The sequence below is a fragment of the Afipia sp. GW821-FHT04G03 genome (genome assembly GCF_059419985.1).
In genome coordinates this window covers 295,496-312,094 of sequence record NZ_JBWKSV010000001.1, presented here as the reverse complement: position 1 = coordinate 312,094, position 16,599 = coordinate 295,496, and the positions used below count along the sequence as shown (strand labels likewise).

Genomic DNA, 16,599 nt, shown 5'->3' with positions numbered 1-16,599 from the left:
CGACCTGCTATGGTTGCGTATGAGTTCGCGTGACAACGCATCGTCCGAGATTACGCCAAGTGTTTTGCTGCGCGCCTACGCTTGCGGCATTTTTCCGATGTCGGAGAGCGCCGACGACCCGACGATCTTCTGGGTCGAGCCCGAGCAACGCGGCATTATCCCGCTCGACGGTTTCCGTGTCGCGTCCCGTCTTGCGCGCACCGTTCGATCGGATGTCTTCCGGGTCACGGTCAACACTGCGTTTAAGCAAACCGTCGCCGGATGCGCCGCGCCGCAGCCCGGACGCGACGATACCTGGATCAATGGCCGCATCCGCGAATTGTATACGTCGCTGCACGACATCGGTCATTGCCACAGCGTCGAGGCGTGGCAGGGCGACGAATTGGTCGGTGGGCTATATGGCGTCAGCCTCGGACGCGCGTTCTTCGGCGAGAGCATGTTTCACACGGCGCGGGACGCGTCGAAGGTGGCGCTCGTGCATCTGGTGGCGCGCCTCATCACCGGCGGATTCGTGCTGCTCGACACGCAGTTCGTGACCGACCATCTGCGCACGCTCGGCGCGATCGAAGTGCCGCGCCGGCGCTACCGCATGCTGCTGGATGATGCCGTGACCGGCAGCGCGGACTTCTTCGCGCTTCCGATGGACCGCCCGATCACGGGTGAAGAAGCGCTCGCGCGCCTCAGGCAACCCTGACCACTATTGCCGGAACGGCGGGAACGGATTTGGCGGAGGCGGCCGCTGCGCAGCCGGCTGCTTCGGCAGGCGCTTCTGCTGCTGCGGCGGAGGCGGTGCCGCCTTCGGCGCTTCCTGCTGGGCAACCGTCGCGGCCGGTCCCTTACAATCGGTCAGCCAGATGTCGTAAATCGGATGCTCGATGCCGTGCAGGCCCGGGCTCGCTGCGAACATCCAGCCGGAAAAAATCCGTTTCACTTCGCCCTGCAACGTAATCTCGTCAACTTCGACAAAGGAGTCGGTGTTGGCTGATTCCGTCGAAGGCCGCGTGTAGCAGGCCTGCGGTTTGATGCGCAGCGCACCGAACTGCACGGTCTCGCCCATATCAGCGTCGAACTTGATGATGCGCCCGGTGATCTTGTCCAGACCCGCGAAGACCGCCTGCTTGTTGACGATCTTCTGCGCCGGCGGCTCGGTCACGACCTCGTCGCCAGGCTGCAATGTTGCAGGCGTCGGCGGAGTTGCGCGCGGCTGCTTCTGGCCCGGCGGCAGGCCTGGCAGCGGGTTTGCGCCGGCGGGCGCGTTCGCGACGTTGGGCGTACCCTGCCCCGGCACCGCCGGCTGATTGGATGGCGCGGCTGCTGTTCCCGGCGGTGGCGGCAATGGTTGTGTCTGGACACTGCCGGGCGGCGGCACGCCCTGTCCCGGCGGCGGACGATTGGGTGTGGGAAGCAAGCGGCCCTGCGGCGGCAGATCCGGCACTTCCTCTTCTTCCGGCTCCTGCACCGGCTCTCCGCGCGGCACATTGCCCGGCGGACGTGGCCTGTCGGAAAAGATATTGCCGATCTGCGCGTGGGCGGGTGCCGCCAGCGACATCAGCGAGGCGGCGATGACGGCCGCGAAAGAAAGGGTGGCGACGGCTCGGAGCATCTTGCGCGACTTTACAGGAGCACGATGTCGAAACGTGTGAAGCGGTTTTCGGAAAACATCTTGCTCCACACCTGTCGGAACGATCACGTTCATGATCAGAATTGATCGGTCAAAACAAACGATTCAACCGAATCGGGCCTGCGCTATTTTACAGACAAAGGGCCGCGCGCAGAGCCTTCGGTTAACACGCTGATTACGGCGGGGAAAGGGCGGGAGATTCCGGCCGCTTCATCCTCAATTAGATCGAACGACTGCCTTCAGGCCGGTCGGCCCGACGTCACTGTCCCGGTGTCCAGGACTGATAGTCACCGGTCGCCTTGGGCCGGCGGCCGGCCGCCAAGGTCGAACCCGACGGGCGATAGGCGGCAGGCGTGCCGGTCATGTTAGGCCGGTGCGGCTTTTCCCACTCGCGCGCCTTGTAATCGATCTCGGTGGGGGGCGTATCGACGGTGTGATGAAGCCATCCATGCCATGCGGGCGGCACCCGCGTCGCTTCAGCATATCCGTTGTAAATCACCCATCGGCGCTCGAAACCGAGCGTCGGATCGATCTTACCACCGCGCGTCCGGTAATACTGATTGCCGCCCTCGTCCTGTCCGACAAGTTCGCCAAATCGCCGCGTCCAGAGCTGGGTGCCGAACGTCGAACCGCTCCACCACGTGAAAAAACGCAGGAAAAACAGCTTCATGGCGTACATCCGACCAGTGGGCGCGCGTGCGGCGCGAGACGTGTTTGATGCCATCCAGCGACCCAATTGTCCAGCACCGACAGCAACTTGATGCAATGCATGAACCACCCGCTGTCCGGTGCGTTGAGGTGTGCCCACACACCCCACCGACGGGTCTGCCGATGCTGGATGTCATCAAATACAGTTATGCCGATGTTCTGGACGCCCTCTGGCGACTACCGAGCTGGCTCACGTCGTCGGCGCTCGTCATCGGCGGCGTTCTGGTCGCATTGATCGTCAATGCGGTGATCGTGCATACCCTCCGCAACACCCTAGGGGTCCGGCATCCCAAGACTCGCGCGCTGCTGACGCGCAGCAAGGGCCCGCTGCGGCTGGCGCTGATCGTTGTGGCGCTCGCGCTGGTGGTGAGGATCGCGCCCATCGGCGAACGGGCGGCCACGCTGTTCGGAAACATCCTCAACGTCGCTTTCATCGGACTGCTCGGCTGGACCGCCGTGATCGCTGTCCAGATCAGTTCGCAAGTCTATCTGCGTGGCTTCAAACTCGACGCCGAAGACAACCTGCTCGCGCGCAAACACGTCACCCAGGTCGGAATATTGAAACGCGCAGCCGACATCCTGATCGTCATTATGACCGTCGCTGCGGCCATGATGAGTTTCGAGCAGGTGAGGCAATACGGCGTCAGCTTGTTCGCATCCGCAGGCGTGGCCGGCCTCGCCATCGGTCTCGCCGCACGTCCCCTGCTCGCCAACCTGATCGCCGGCGTGCAGATCGCGATGGCGCAGCCGATCCGGCTCGACGACGTGGTGTTCCTTGAAGGCGAGTACGGCACCATCGAGGAAATCACGACAACCTACGTGGTGGTCAAGCTGTGGGACTGGCGGCGAATGGTGGTGCCGCTGAGTTATTTCATCGAGAAGCCTTTCCAGAACTGGACGCGCGAAACCTCCGCGCTGATCGGCTCCGTCTTCCTTTATGTCGATTACACAGTGCCCGTGGGAAAACTGCGCGAGAAGCTCATGGAGGTCGCACGCGCCTCGCCGCTCTGGGATGGCCGCGTGGTGGTGCTTCAGGTCAGCGACGCCACCAAGGATTACACAGTCGAACTGCGCGCGTTGCTCAGCGCGCGCAGCGCTCCGGCGGCGTGGGACCTGCGCTGCGAGGTGCGGGAAAAACTGATCGCGTACTTGCAGGAAGAGTATCCGGACGCCTTGCCGCGAACGCGGCAAGAGTTCGTTTCCACCGGAGAACGACATCGCACTGAGCTTTCTCCGCACGCGCTGGTGCCCGGCCACAGTGCCCGCTGAGACGCATGACATCGTTTGGTCGCAATCCATTCATGCTGCGTTGGGGCAGTGCATGGGAACGTGAACGCGAAACTTCAGCAAGTGCGGAACGTCTGACTTCCCCGTCCGTTCTTTGGTCAAGTTCATCAGGAGTTCAAACAATGATCAGTTTCAAAATTATCGGCGCAGCAGCCCTTCTGGCAGTTGCGCCTGCCCTTGTGTCAACTGCTGACGCTCAGCAGGGACGCGGGCACGGTGGAGGTGGTGGAATTTCGCGAGGCGGAGGCGGAGGCGCAGCATTCCGTGGCGGTGGCGGCGGTGGTTTCCGCGGCGGCATGAGCAGCGGCGGATTCCGCGGCGGCAGTGCTGCAGCACGCCCGAGTTTCGGCGGCGGTTCGCGCGTGGGAAGCTTTGGCGGAAGTAACGTCGGACGTGCGGCGATCGCAGGAGCCGGTGTCGGCGCTTTGGCAACCAGCAATCGCTCCTGGCGTCCGGTCGCGCAACTCGGCGGCGGCAGGCAGTGGACCGGTGGTCGACAGTGGTCCGGCGGACGGCATTGGCGCGGACGCGGCTATGGTTACGGCTTCGCAGGCGGTCTGGCGCTCGGCGGACTCGGCTCGTCGTACTATTACAACGATCCGTACTACTACGATGACAGCTACGCCTACGCAGGCGACTACGTAGATGACGGACAGTATGCAGCGGCTCCCGCTAGCGGGGATGACGCCGCTTATTGCGCCCAGCGCTACAAGTCCTATGACCCGGCGTCCGGCACCTACCTGAACTACGACGGCAACCGCTATCCCTGCCCGTAAGCCGTTGCGGTGTAATTGACTTCTACCTCTGAGGCGGTGTTCCATACCGGGAACCGCCCCAGAAGCGCCTGAATCCAGACGAACATTATTGCCCTCTGAATGGAGCAGCGTATTCCGCGCTCTCCCAATGCAGAGTGATCGATGCGGGCTTGGAGTGAGGAACGATGATCACCTTTAAGAATGGATGTGCGGTCGCAGCGCTGGCGCTGACGCTTCCGATGGTTGCGATGTCATCCGGCCATGCAGCTCCGCTGGCGCCCAGCCAGACTCTGGTTGCCGCTCAGGCCGGCGCAAACAATTCGCTTGTGACCGAAGTCCAATGGCGGCGGCGCGGTTACTATCGCGGCGGCGGTGCGGGTGTCGGCATCGGTCTCGCCGCAGGCGCGCTGATCGGCGGCGCAATCGCTGCAGGCGCCAACCCCTATTACGGACCGGGATATGGCTACGGGTATGGACCGAGTTACGGCTATGGTTATGGCGGACCGACCTACTATCGCGAACCGGTCGTTGTCGCGCCGGGCTATGGCGGCGATGATGCCGAGGCTTACTGTATGCGCCGATACCGGTCCTATGATCCCGCTTCAGGCACGTATCTTAACAACGACGGCAACCGGTATCCTTGCCCTTAGCAGTCAGATAATAAATCGAAAAAGGCGGCGCATTCACATGCGTCGCCTTTTTCTTGTTGGCTTGCCGTTTCATAGCCGCAAGAGGCCTTACTAGAATGAAATCTTCACGCCGCCCCTGCCCGTGATGGTCTGGCTTGAATCGGACATGGCAGTGAACTCGGTCGCGCCAAATACAGAGACGCCCGAAGCATTGCGCCAGTCGAATCCCGCTCCGGCGTAGAAGCCGACAACACTCCCCTTGCCCGGTGTCGCAAACGCGAGACTTTGACCGAGCAGAATGGTGTTGACGGTGCTGTCTCCGGCCCGCTGCAAGGCGATCAGGCCCGCGGTGCCGCTCAACTGAAACTGTTCCGTGGGAGTCGCATTCGTGGTGTGCGTTAGTTTGAATTCGCCGCGCTCCTCGAAATTGTGCGAGGTGCGTGAGCCGACGCTGAGATTCGTGCTCGATCCGCTTTCGTCATATCCGCCAAAACCCGCCGCCAGATACCGAACCCGCGCGGTCGGAGTCAGGGTCAAGTTGTAGCCAAGCGATTCCGTGAGTCCGTAGGCGATCTCGGGGCTGATGAACCAGCCGTTGTATTTGCCGACTGCGTATTCGTAACCACCCGGCGCCAGGTTGTTGGCGATCGTGCGCTTCACGTCATTTGTGCTGGTGCCGCCGAGCAAGGAAAAGTCCAGAAACGCGCGGCCCATCGCGTAGCGGCCGTAAACGCCGCCGAAGAGTATGTCGCTGTTGGTGTCGCCTGAATTGAGATCGATTGTCGACTTGACGTTGCCGCCGCCGATGAAGCCGCCGAGTCGCAGTCCGGGCTGAACCGTTTTGTCCACGCCGAGGACGCCGCCGTAGAAATTGTTTACCGAGCGCAGCGTCGGGGCGTCCGCCTGTTGAATTCTCCGTCCGCCAAAGCCCTGCGCCCAAACACTGGTGCCGTCGGCCGCCGTAAAGCTCGGGTTGCTCAACAACACCCGGTCGTTGCCCGCGTAGGCGAGCGCCGGAATGCCGGAGAAAGCGTCGTTGGCCATATCGCGCGCAACGTTGCCGGACGGAGCAAATCCCATCGCGGATGACCCGTTACCGCTGATTGGCGCGGGATTGGTGAGACGGCTCGTGACCAGCGAAGCGATTGTGCGCGTCACATCGACCATGTTGCGATCCTGCATCGCGAACGAGGTTGGATCGAGGATCGCGACTGTGTTGCCGCTGATAACATAGGGCACACCGCCGACAACATTTACCGTTGCGCCGGTGTCCATAAGTCCATTGATCGCGCAGCCGCAACCAAAAGAGCCGAACGTCAAAACAGATGAAATGTCATGGCCGGCAAAGATGTTGACATTCGTTCCAACTGAACCCGGCGACAAATCTCCGTTCAGGAAAATATTTCCGATGATGCGCGATCCCGGCAAAATATTGAGTGTCGTCGGAACAGTCGGACCCATGGCTTGCGTGAGATCGATAGCCGTTCCGTACAGCGAGCCATCAATTAGGCCGGCGTTCGATACAACAGCCGAGCCGCCAATACCTGCGAAGGCATCGAGCTCCCCGTATATTCTTCCTGCATTGAATGCGTATGCCAATCCGGTCAAAGATGCAGCCTGGACAACACCAAATCCGGTCGATGTATCGATAGTGCCGTAGTTGATGACAGTCGCATTGCCTGGCCCGGCAAGGCCGTTCACTGCCGAAGCAGATATGACATCGCCGGTGATCTTGCCGTAGTTGATTGTGGTAGCGTCACCACCGCCGCTCGACACCCCCGTGGACGTAATAATTCCGCCGCTCACGCTGCCGCTGTTGATCGTCGTCGCTGCACCATTTCCGAGGACCTGATTGTATATTCCGGCCGGTCCTAAATTGCCTAACAGCGTTCCGGAGTTGATGACGATGGAATTTCCGCCATCGAATGTCTGATTGATGATGGCATCGGCAGTTCCCGAGTTGATTGCCGTTGCTGTTCCTGCACCAAACCCCAGACCCCCGTTTGAAGTTTGTGTCACGATAAATCCGAACACCGTTCCGAAATTTATATTGGTGGCAGTTCCCCCTCCGTCCGATGAGGACAAGATGCTGGCCGCAATCCCGGAATTGATTGTCGTTGCAGATCCGCTGAAAGGCGCCGTGGTAACAGTCGTCGATGTAACAATGCTGCCCGCTCGTCCGGTATTTATCGTCAACGCCGATCCGCCATCGGACGTCGATGTGTCGATGACACTGATAACGGTGCCCGAATTTTGCGTCAGCGCTTTTCCCGTTTCCGCAGTCACCGTGACGTCGTCTACGGTCCCCGAACTTGTAACGATGCCAGTCGCATTGCCCGCAGGGGCCGGCCCAAGCGGGGCGACCGTCAAGGAACTACCCGTCAAATCCGTTGAAACCGTGCATGTCTGGTCCGGTGCCGGACCAACGCATGATTGGGCGTGAACTCCGGTCGTGAAGCCGACGCAACCGAACGAAACGCCGATGATCAGTACTGACAAAAACCGCAACGCGCGCGCTGCATGTGCGCGCTTTTCCAACACCCTGTCCGCAACAATCGACGCCACAACACCCCCGCGCCCCGCAGCTTCGATGCCGCAGAGTCCTTGCGGGAACCCTTAGCAGAGTGGGGTTCCATGGGCTGTTACATTCGGGATACAGAGCCAATTAATGGGCTATTGGCAGGCTTATCTGCGCGGATTGAGAGTATCGATCAGTATCGGGATGCCAGCACGACACCGGCAATAGTGAATCCCAAAGCCGCGATCTGTGCCGGGCCGAGCGGTTCGCCGAGGGCCACTGCCGATGCCACCACGCCGATCACCGGCACCAGCAACGTACCGATGGCGGCAACCGATGCCGGAAGCCTCTGAAGAGCTGCGAACCAGCAGGCATAGGCAATACAAAACTGGATGACGATCGAGTAGCCGAACAGCGTCCAGCCCAGTGACGACAGCGCCATGAAATGCGGCTGCTCTATCAGAAGACCCACTATCGACACCGGCAGGCAGCCGATCAGGATCTGCCAGACCGCCGAGGTCAGCGGCGGCAAAGTCAGCGGCCAGCGCTTGGCGATCACGGTGCCCAGTGCGAAACCGAAGGCACCCAGCAACGCCATGACGATGCCCGGCAACTTCGCGTAACTCGCCGCGACGCCGCCGCCTCCCATCAGCGCCACAAGTCCGGCCAGCGCCATGAGCAGCGCCACGATGCGGATGAGAGAGATGCGCTCGCCGAGAATCGGCCACGCCAGCGCGGCAGCCCAGACCGGCATCGTGTAGGCCATCACCGCAGCTTCACTCGCCGGCAGATACACCAGCGCCAGACCCATCAGCGCCATCCACGACGTCACGTTGAGAATCGACAGCAGCACCAGCCTGGGCCATTGCGCGCGCGGCACCGCGAGCGACTGCCGGAACGCCAGCGCCACCAGGGCCAGCAGCGCCGCGCCGACGATGCCGGACAGACCGCGCACCGACAGCGGCGGCAATTCGCTGAGAAGACGCTTGGTCACCGGCCAGTTCAGGCCCCAGCCGACCGACGTCGCCACCAGCAGCAGATAGCCGATCATCCGCGACCGCCGGAGCGCGGCGGCATGTTCGGTCGGCGTCGGTTCGATCAGGGCTTCGGGCGGTGTGCGCGTGTCCACAGCTTCGTCCTTCAACCAGTGTGGTGGTTCGCAAGTCCGCATCGTTCCCGCAGCTTGTTCTTTGCGGACTTGCGAACCAGAACCACACTGAAGTTATAAATTTCCAGTGTCCCTTCGAATCCGAAGTTCGCTTTGGGACCTGCAGCAGGGTCAGGCGAACTTCGGATTCGGGACACGGGTGTCCACAGCCATGTGGATGACGGGGAGAAAGACCACGTGCGCCCCTCGCGATCCACCCGAAATCCCCAAAATGAGCGCATAGCAAAGGTGCTTTTCCGGAGGCCCGCGACAAAGTTTGGAGGAACTCACAAGCAGGTGAAAATCCGGCTTCCGAATCCACAAGGACTCACCGATACTTCCCGCAATGCGAACCCTGCCGGCGATGACCCATTCCGCTGGAAATCCGCATTTTCCACCATATTTAGTATTTGATTCAGTTTTCGATACTAATTCTTGACGAGCCGGATGGAGTCGGCCTAGCTTTGGGATTGTTCGGCGCGAAGGTTTTAGGTTCGCCGGACACCTCCCGAAAAGGGTCAAAAAGACAGCTCCGTCAGGCCGGTCGAGGCCACGGGCCGTGGATTTGTCTGCCCGTTTTCCGGAGCCGGACGACAGTGCGCGTGCATAAGGCGAAACCGCGGAAAACCGTGGCGCAAAAGGCGAAATTGGGGCGTTCGGGCAAGACTGGTCGTGGGGACCATACCTTGCCCACCAGAGTTAACAGGCCGGGGCATCGGACCCAAATAAGGGACGAGCGTGAACGGCAAAGCTGCGAACGAACCAGTTCGCGAATTTGAAATCTCCGGTGTTCCGCCAGATGCGGACGCGCCGGCCAAAAATGAGACGGGGCACGACCATGCGAATCGAACGCCGCTACACCACAGCCGATCAGTCACCCTACGCCGCCATCGATTTTCGGCTGACGACGAGCGAGATCCGGAATCCGGATGGCTCGGTGGTGTTCCGGCTGGAGAATGTCGAGGTGCCGGAGTTCTGGTCGCAGGTCGCCTCCGACGTTCTCGCGCAGAAATATTTCCGCAAGGCCGGCGTCGCCTCGCGCCTGAAGAAGGTCGAGGAAGAAACCGTTCCGTCGTGGCTGTGGCGCTCGGTGCCGGACACCGAGGCGCTGGCCGCCCTCCCCGAAGCCGAGCGCGTCGGCGGTGAGCATTCCGCCAAGCAGGTGTTTGACCGCCTCGCCGGCTGCTGGACCTACTGGGGCTGGAAGGGTTCGTACTTCACATCGGAAGAAGACGCCCGCGCGTTCTATGACGAACTGCGCTTCATGCTCGCCAAGCAGATGGTCGCGCCGAACTCGCCGCAGTGGTTCAACACCGGACTGCATTGGGCCTACGGCGTCGACGGTCCCGGCCAGGGCCACTACTATGTGGACTGGAAAACCGGCAAGCTGACCAAATCCAAATCGTCCTACGAGCATCCGCAGCCGCATGCCTGCTTCATTCAGGGTGTGGACGACGACCTGGTCAACGAAGGCGGCATCATGGACCTGTGGGTCCGTGAAGCGCGCCTGTTCAAGTACGGCTCCGGCACCGGCTCCAACTTCTCGCGCCTGCGCGGCGAAGGCGAAAAGCTGTCCGGCGGCGGCCGCTCGTCCGGCCTGATGAGCTTCCTGAAAATCGGCGACCGCGCGGCGGGCGCGATCAAGTCCGGCGGCACCACGCGCCGCGCGGCCAAGATGGTCGTGGTCGACGCCGACCATCCGGACATCGAGACCTATATCGACTGGAAGGTGAAGGAGGAGCAGAAGGTCGCCGCGCTCGTCACCGGCTCCAAGATCAACCAGAAGCACCTCAAGGCCGTGATGAAGGCCTGCGTGAACTGCGAAGGTTCGGGCGACGATTGCTTCGACCCTGAAAAGAACCCCGCGCTCCGCCGCGAGATCAAGTTCGCGCGCCGCGCCATGGTGCAGGACAATCTCATCAAGCGCGTGATGCAGTTCGCCAAGCAGGGCTACACCGACATCTCGTTCGACGTCTACGACACCGACTGGGATTCGGAAGCCTATCTCACCGTCGCCGGCCAGAACTCGAACAACTCGGTTTCGCTGAAGGACGACTTCCTGCGCGCGGTGGAAACCGACGGCACCTGGGACCTGATCGGCCGCACCAACAAGAAGGTGACGAAGACGCTGAAGGCCCGCGACCTGTGGGAGAAGATCGGTTACGCCGCCTGGGCGTCGGCCGATCCCGGCCTGCACTTCAACACCACCATGAACGACTGGCACACCTGCAAAGCCAGCGGCGACATCCGCGCGTCGAACCCTTGCTCCGAGTACATGTTCCTCGACGACACGGCGTGTAACCTCGCCTCCGCCAACCTCTTGACGTTCTACGACACGCAGACGCGCCGCTTCGACGTCGAAGCCTATGAGCATCTGTGCCGTCTGTGGACCGTCGTGCTGGAAATCTCCGTCATGATGGCGCAGTTTCCGTCGAAGCCCATCGCCGAACTCTCCTACGAGTACCGCACGCTGGGCCTCGGCTACGCCAACATCGGCGGTCTCTTGATGACCATGGGTCTGTCGTACGACTCCAAGGAAGGCCGCGCGCTGTGCGGCGCACTGACCGCCGTGATGACCGGCACCGCCTACGCGACCTCTGCCGAAATGGCGAAGGAGCTTGGCCCTTTCCCCGGCTACAAGAAGAACGCAGCCCACATGCTGCGCGTGATCCGCAACCATCGCCGCGCGGCGCATGGTGAATCCCGCGGCTTCGAGAACCTCGCCGTCAACCCGGTGCCGCTCGACTACGCAAGCTGCCCGCAGGCCGACGTCGTCGCCCGCGCCAAGGCCACGTGGGACAAGGCGCTCGAACTCGGCGAACTGCACGGCTACCGCAACGCGCAGACCACCGTGGTCGCGCCGACCGGCACCATCGGCCTTGTGATGGATTGCGACACCACCGGCATCGAGCCGGACTTCGCGCTGGTGAAATTCAAGAAGCTCGCCGGCGGCGGCTACTGGAAGATCATCAACCGCGCCGTTCCCGAGGCGTTGCGCGCGCTCGGCTATCCGGAAAACGAGATCGCCGAGATCGAGGCCTATGCCGTCGGTCACGGCTCGCTCGGCCAGTCCCCCGGCATCAACGTCTCGACCCTGAAAGCCAAGGGCTTCACCGACGAGGCGATCGCGAAGGCCGAGGCAGCACTACCGACCGCGTTCGACATCAAGTTCGCGTTCAACAAGTGGACCTTCGGCGAGGATTTCCTCACCGGCGTGCTGAAGATCGATCCGGAAGCAATCAACGCCCCCGGCTTCGACCTGCTCGCAGCGATTGGCTTCACCAAGCGTGAGATCGAGGCTGCCAACATCCACATCTGCGGTGCGATGACCGTGGAAGGTGCGCCGCATCTGAAGGCCGAGCACTACAACGTGTTCGACTGCGCCAATCCGTGCGGCAAGATCGGCAAGCGTTATCTTTCGGTGGAAAGTCACATCCGCATGATGGCGGCGTCGCAGCCCTTCATCTCGGGCGCGATCTCCAAGACCATCAACATGCCGAACGACGCCACGGTGGAAGATTGCAAATCCGCCTATCTCCTGTCGTGGAAGCTCGCGCTCAAGGCCAATGCGCTCTATCGCGACGGCTCGAAGCTCTCGCAGCCGCTGAACTCGCAGCTCATCAGCGACGATGACGAGGAAGAAGACGCGATCGAGGCGTTCTACGACAAGCCGATGGCGGCGCGCACCACCCAGGTCTCGGAGAAGATCGTCGAGAAGCTGGTCGAACGCATCGTCGTCATGCGCGAGCGCGAGAAGATGCCGGATCGCCGCAAGGGCTACACCCAGAAGGCCGTCGTCGGCGGGCACAAGGTTTACTTGCGCACCGGCGAATACGATGACGGCCGCCTCGGCGAAATCTTCATCGACATGCACAAGGAAGGCGCGGCGCTGCGCTCCTTCATCAACAACTTCGCCATCGCCGTCTCGCTGGGTCTCCAGTACGGCGTGCCGCTGGAAGAATATGTCGATGCCTTCACCTTCACCCGCTTCGAGCCTGCGGGACCGGTGCAGGGCAACGACTCGATCAAGTTCGCGACCTCGATCCTCGACTACGTGTTCCGCGAACTCGCCGTGTCGTACCAGTCGCGCTTCGATCTCGCCCATGTCGATCCGAGCGAGACGCAGTTCGACGCGCTCGGCAAGGGCGTCGAGGAAGGCCGCAATCCGGACGGCAACAAGTTCGTCTCGAAGGGCCTCACCCGCTCGCGCACCGACAAGCTTGTTGTCATGCAGGGTGGCGCTGACGCGCTGGCCGCAAGCAACGTCACCGCGATTGCATCGGGCGGCGCAACCGCACGGCATGGCAATGAAGGTTCATCGGCCGAAGGCGCTGTCGCGCTGAAAGCACCGGAGCCCGAGCGTGAACTCTCGCCGACCGAAAAGCTCGAGCAGCAGAACTGGAGCAAGTCCGGTTCAGCCGCAGCGACCGTGCAGGCCGCACCATCCAAAGCTGAACGCCGCGCGGAAGCGAAAGCGCGCGGCTACGAGGGCGACATGTGCACCGAGTGCTCGAACTTCACGCTGGTGCGGAATGGCACGTGCATGAAGTGCGATACGTGTGGAAGCACGACGGGGTGTTCGTGAGGTTCGATTAAAGTAAAAAATCAAAGGCGGCTTACAAGCCGCCTTTTTCGTACTTACTGTTACAACCCAGAGCAGCATCTCCATTTTTTTTCATCTTTTTATTACGAGGATTCATGAGAGCGCTTGGTTTTTCATTTCAAAAAGGACGGATACGAATAACGGCGCTCGATGAAACCGCCGGCCAAATATCCCACTATGCGAGCCGATCTATAAATGTAGATCCCGAACTTCCACTTCCAGAGCTAATGGAACGCTACGCAACCCAGATAAGGGTTGTAATCGATGAATTTAATCCGGACATCGTAGCTACTAGGCAAGTTTACGACAGTAAGAACATTGCAGCAGCCATGTGCCAAGTCGCACCTATTGGCCTCGTTGCCTACGTCTGCCACGAGAAGGGAAAGGCATTTACGGCGTATACACCGCAGGCCTTACGACAGCCCAAGCCGTTTGGCCTCCCGAAAGGCGTTAGACCGATAGATCATGTTGATGCGACGTTCGGTCAGCACCCCCCATATTGGGATGATATTTTGAGAGCATCGCTCCTTGCTGCTTGGCGCGCCCTTTTGGACAACACATGAATTTAAATCCAGGCGATAATCTAGGAAAATACACAACGATAGAATTCATTGGCGCTGGCGTCTTCGGTCGGGTCTATCGCATGCACGACAACCTACTCAATCGCGATGTAGCTGTTAAATTTATTGAAAACCAGAATCCGACCGCATTCATTGCACACTTCGAAGCGCAGATACTTCATCAATGCAGAAATGACCGAATTGTCTCGGTCAACTCAGTAGATGTCGTACGTGATAACGCAGGACGTTATTTCGCAGCGATCGACATGGAATACGTCGGCGACGGGTCCGCACAGAAGTTAATTGAGAGCGGCCACGTTACTATCCGGCGAGCAATCAAGATATCGATCGACATTCTATTTGCGCTTGAGCACGCACACCGTCAAAATATTCTTCATCGAGACGCTAAGCCTGCTAACTTTTTGCTTCAGGGTAGCCGGGCCAAATTATCTGATTTTGGTTTAGCAACAACCGCAGCAGCTTCACTGACGGCGAGCGGGGCTGGCTCTCCCGTATATTGCGCGCCCGAAGTTATCAATGATAACCGCACGACCGCACAAACTGACATTTTTTCGGCAGGAATGAGCCTATTTCAGTTAACAAATAATATTAGCAATCTAGGTGCCCGTATCACGTCACTTGATACCATCAAAATGGGCCGATCTATTTCCACAATAGGCTATCAAGGCTACGTACCACGGCGTTTGCGGTACATCTGCAATAAAGCTTGTGCACCAGCGCCTGAGCGCCGTTATTCCACAGCGGCAGAAATGCGACAAGCTCTCGAGCGCCTCCGAGTAGCTCAAGATTGGACTCGAAATACACCCGAACATTGGGAAGCTAAAATCAACAATCAAGATCATCAGATCACTATCGAGGATACAGGCAATCTGGAAATGGTTTACAGAATAAACGGGCGGCGCAAAAACGCTAACTGTAAGACAGTCACCGACGTTGGCGCAGGTGCGGTTGCTTGCGAAAGCTGGGTTTACGGCAATACTTTTTAGTGTCGGGTGCTACACGCCTAGTTTGTTGACCTTACCTCGCGCGCCCTTCCCGCTGCTCGCCGTCACCTACCCACCTTCCCATCCCGCTCCCGCCTGATGTAGCATCCGCTGCACAAGACCCGCGAACGCATCGCGGGAAACAAGAAACAAAGCTGCGGTTGAGCGGACCGGCGCAACGCCACCATCAAACCGCACATCCGGGAAGGAAACGCTGAAATGAAGTCCCTCGTCCGCGCGCTGGGTGCGCTTGCCGTCATCTCCACCAGCATTGCAAGCGCGTCGGCGCAGACGTCCACGCAGAACTGGCCGAACCGGCCGATCCGCATGGTCGTGCCTTACACGCCGGGCGGCTACACCGACATGATGGCGCGCCTCGTCTCGGAGAAGGTCGCAGCCTCGCTCGGGCAGAGCATCGTCATCGAGAACAAGCCGGGCGCCAACGCCGCCATCGGCACCGATGCGGTCGCCAAGGCCGCGCCCGACGGTTACACCTTCGGCACAGTGATCGCGGCCCATGCGGTCAATGCGACGCTCAAGGCGAACCTGCCCTACAACACGGAAAAGGATTTCACCTATGTCTCGCTGATGAGCGTCGCGCCGCTGATCCTGATCGCGACGCCTTCGCTTCCCGCGAAGGACATGAAGGAGTTCATCGCGCTGGCGAAAGCAAAACCGGGTACGCTCAATTTCGCGTCCAGCGGCATCGGCTCGGCGGCACACCTCACCATGGAAATGCTGAAGAGCCGCGAAGGCATCAATGTCCAGCATGTGCCTTACAAGGGCACGGCCGGCGCGTTGCAGGATCTGGTGGGCGGCCAGATCAACGTGATGTTCGACATCATCGGGCCGCTGATGGAGCAGGTGCGCGCCGGCAACGCCAGGGCGCTCGGCGTGGCCTCAAAGGAGCGCGTTCCGGCGGCGGGCGATACGCCGACCCTGATCGAGCAAGGCGTGAAGGATTTCACCTCCGGCACCTGGGCGGGCATCATCGCGCCTGCGGGCGTGCCGAAGGAGATCGTGGAGCGCATGTCCGTCGAGGCGAAGAAGGCCCTCGCCGATCCCGAGTTGAAGAAGAAGCTCGAGCAGCAGGGCATCGTTGCGATGGGCACCACGCCGGAGGAATTCAAGGCGTTCGTGGCTGAGGAAGTCGCGCGCTGGAAGCAGGTCATCGTCGCGGCCGACATCAAGATCGAATAACGTTGTCGGGGTGCGATCGCGAGGTCGATTGCCTCGCATCGCACGCGCGCCTCGCCACCCTGACCGGCGCGGGCTCTTCGGCGTCCGCGCTCGAACCTATCCCACATCGGACACCAATCAACAGCGGACCGAACGAGTCTGCCAACGCGTCCCGTCCAAGACTCTCGCCAAAGATTCCCTGCAAAAGATTCCAGTCATGTCCCCTTTCCTGCGCGCGGCCCTTTTCGAAGCCATCGGCCTGTGGTCCGCGTTCTCGATCTGGAAAAGTTTCCAGACCGGGATTGTCGAGAACAGGCGCGGCTGGAATATCGACCGCCGCGAGAATCCCGGCGGCTTCTGGCTGTCGTTGCTGGTGCGCGCGCTGTTCGTCGCCTATGCCGTCGCCGTGTTGCTTTGGGCGTTCGGACTGATCGGCGATCCGTATGTCTGGCTGCACGCGATGCTGCCCTCGTTCTTTCGCTGAACACAGCGCGCCGGTCTGAAACCGGCGGCATCGCAGGGTTCCATTCGCCCCCGGCAAATTGAGTCCGGATTGTGTCACGCGCACATGGGTTTGCGCTGCCTCAC

At 60.7% G+C, this 16,599-nt stretch carries 14 protein-coding genes; 10 read left to right on the top strand and 4 right to left on the bottom strand.

What is annotated here, in order from left to right:
• Positions 1-19: 19 nt before the first annotated feature.
• Positions 20-694, top strand: a complete 675-nt coding sequence (aat, locus tag AC07UB_RS01605; RefSeq protein WP_492789354.1) for a leucyl/phenylalanyl-tRNA--protein transferase — start codon at positions 20-22, stop codon at positions 692-694.
• 3 nt (positions 695-697) lie between these two features.
• Here aat and AC07UB_RS01600 read toward each other — a convergent pair whose 3' ends face one another.
• On the bottom strand, positions 698-1,603 hold the full coding sequence (locus AC07UB_RS01600) for a DUF2155 domain-containing protein (protein ID WP_494652378.1): 906 nt from the start codon (positions 1,601-1,603) through the stop codon (positions 698-700).
• A 277-nt stretch (positions 1,604-1,880) separates the two neighbouring features.
• A complete protein-coding gene (locus AC07UB_RS01595; protein ID WP_492789356.1) occupies positions 1,881-2,291 on the bottom strand; it encodes an NADH:ubiquinone oxidoreductase subunit NDUFA12 in 411 nt (136 codons plus the stop codon).
• 161 nt (positions 2,292-2,452) lie between these two features.
• Here AC07UB_RS01595 and AC07UB_RS01590 point away from each other — a divergent pair, with 161 nt between their 5' ends.
• From AC07UB_RS01590 to AC07UB_RS01580, 3 genes are all read left to right on the top strand, one after another.
• Positions 2,453-3,598, top strand: coding sequence for a mechanosensitive ion channel family protein (locus AC07UB_RS01590; protein ID WP_494652380.1), 1,146 nt, complete (start codon positions 2,453-2,455; stop codon positions 3,596-3,598).
• Between the two features lie 140 nt (positions 3,599-3,738).
• The gene (locus AC07UB_RS01585) at positions 3,739-4,392 is read left to right on the top strand and encodes a BA14K family protein (protein WP_494652381.1); all 654 of its coding nucleotides are present in this window, start codon (positions 3,739-3,741) and stop codon (positions 4,390-4,392) included.
• Positions 4,393-4,556: 164 nt separating this feature from the next.
• Positions 4,557-5,021, top strand: a complete 465-nt coding sequence (locus AC07UB_RS01580) for a BA14K family protein (RefSeq protein ID WP_492789359.1) — start codon at positions 4,557-4,559, stop codon at positions 5,019-5,021.
• A 90-nt stretch (positions 5,022-5,111) separates the two neighbouring features.
• On the opposite strand, the gene AC07UB_RS01575 is transcribed toward AC07UB_RS01580, so the two are convergent.
• Positions 5,112-7,019 (bottom strand): autotransporter family protein, encoded by a 1,908-nt coding sequence (locus AC07UB_RS01575; RefSeq protein ID WP_492789360.1) that lies wholly within the window; start codon positions 7,017-7,019, stop codon positions 5,112-5,114.
• A gap of 67 nt (positions 7,020-7,086) precedes the next feature.
• On the opposite strand from AC07UB_RS01575, the gene AC07UB_RS01570 reads away from it, so the two are divergent.
• The gene (locus tag AC07UB_RS01570; protein ID WP_492789361.1) at positions 7,087-7,443 is read left to right on the top strand and encodes a hypothetical protein; all 357 of its coding nucleotides are present in this window, start codon (positions 7,087-7,089) and stop codon (positions 7,441-7,443) included.
• A gap of 268 nt (positions 7,444-7,711) precedes the next feature.
• Here the strand turns inward: AC07UB_RS01570 and AC07UB_RS01565 are convergent, their stop codons facing one another.
• Positions 7,712-8,569 carry a DMT family transporter gene (locus AC07UB_RS01565; protein ID WP_492792624.1) on the bottom strand — a complete coding sequence of 286 codons (858 nt, stop codon included), beginning with the start codon at positions 8,567-8,569 and terminating at the stop codon, positions 7,712-7,714.
• 934 nt (positions 8,570-9,503) lie between these two features.
• Here AC07UB_RS01565 and AC07UB_RS01560 point away from each other — a divergent pair.
• The 5 genes from AC07UB_RS01560 (at position 9,504) to AC07UB_RS01540 (ending at position 16,495) form a co-directional block, all read left to right on the top strand.
• Complete coding sequence (locus AC07UB_RS01560) at positions 9,504-13,250, top strand: vitamin B12-dependent ribonucleotide reductase (protein ID WP_494652383.1); 3,747 nt, start codon at positions 9,504-9,506, stop codon at positions 13,248-13,250.
• Between the two features lie 113 nt (positions 13,251-13,363).
• Positions 13,364-13,831 carry a crossover junction endodeoxyribonuclease RuvC gene (locus AC07UB_RS01555; protein ID WP_494652385.1) on the top strand — a complete coding sequence of 156 codons (468 nt, stop codon included), beginning with the start codon at positions 13,364-13,366 and terminating at the stop codon, positions 13,829-13,831.
• Positions 13,828-14,835 carry a serine/threonine-protein kinase gene (locus tag AC07UB_RS01550; protein ID WP_494652386.1) on the top strand — a complete coding sequence of 336 codons (1,008 nt, stop codon included), beginning with the start codon at positions 13,828-13,830 and terminating at the stop codon, positions 14,833-14,835. Before AC07UB_RS01555 ends, AC07UB_RS01550 begins: the two co-directional genes overlap by 4 nt.
• A gap of 216 nt (positions 14,836-15,051) precedes the next feature.
• On the top strand, positions 15,052-16,032 hold the full coding sequence (locus AC07UB_RS01545; RefSeq protein WP_494652387.1) for a Bug family tripartite tricarboxylate transporter substrate binding protein: 981 nt from the start codon (positions 15,052-15,054) through the stop codon (positions 16,030-16,032).
• 196 nt (positions 16,033-16,228) lie between these two features.
• The gene (locus AC07UB_RS01540) at positions 16,229-16,495 is read left to right on the top strand and encodes a hypothetical protein (protein WP_494652389.1); all 267 of its coding nucleotides are present in this window, start codon (positions 16,229-16,231) and stop codon (positions 16,493-16,495) included.
• Positions 16,496-16,599 lie beyond the last annotated feature (104 nt).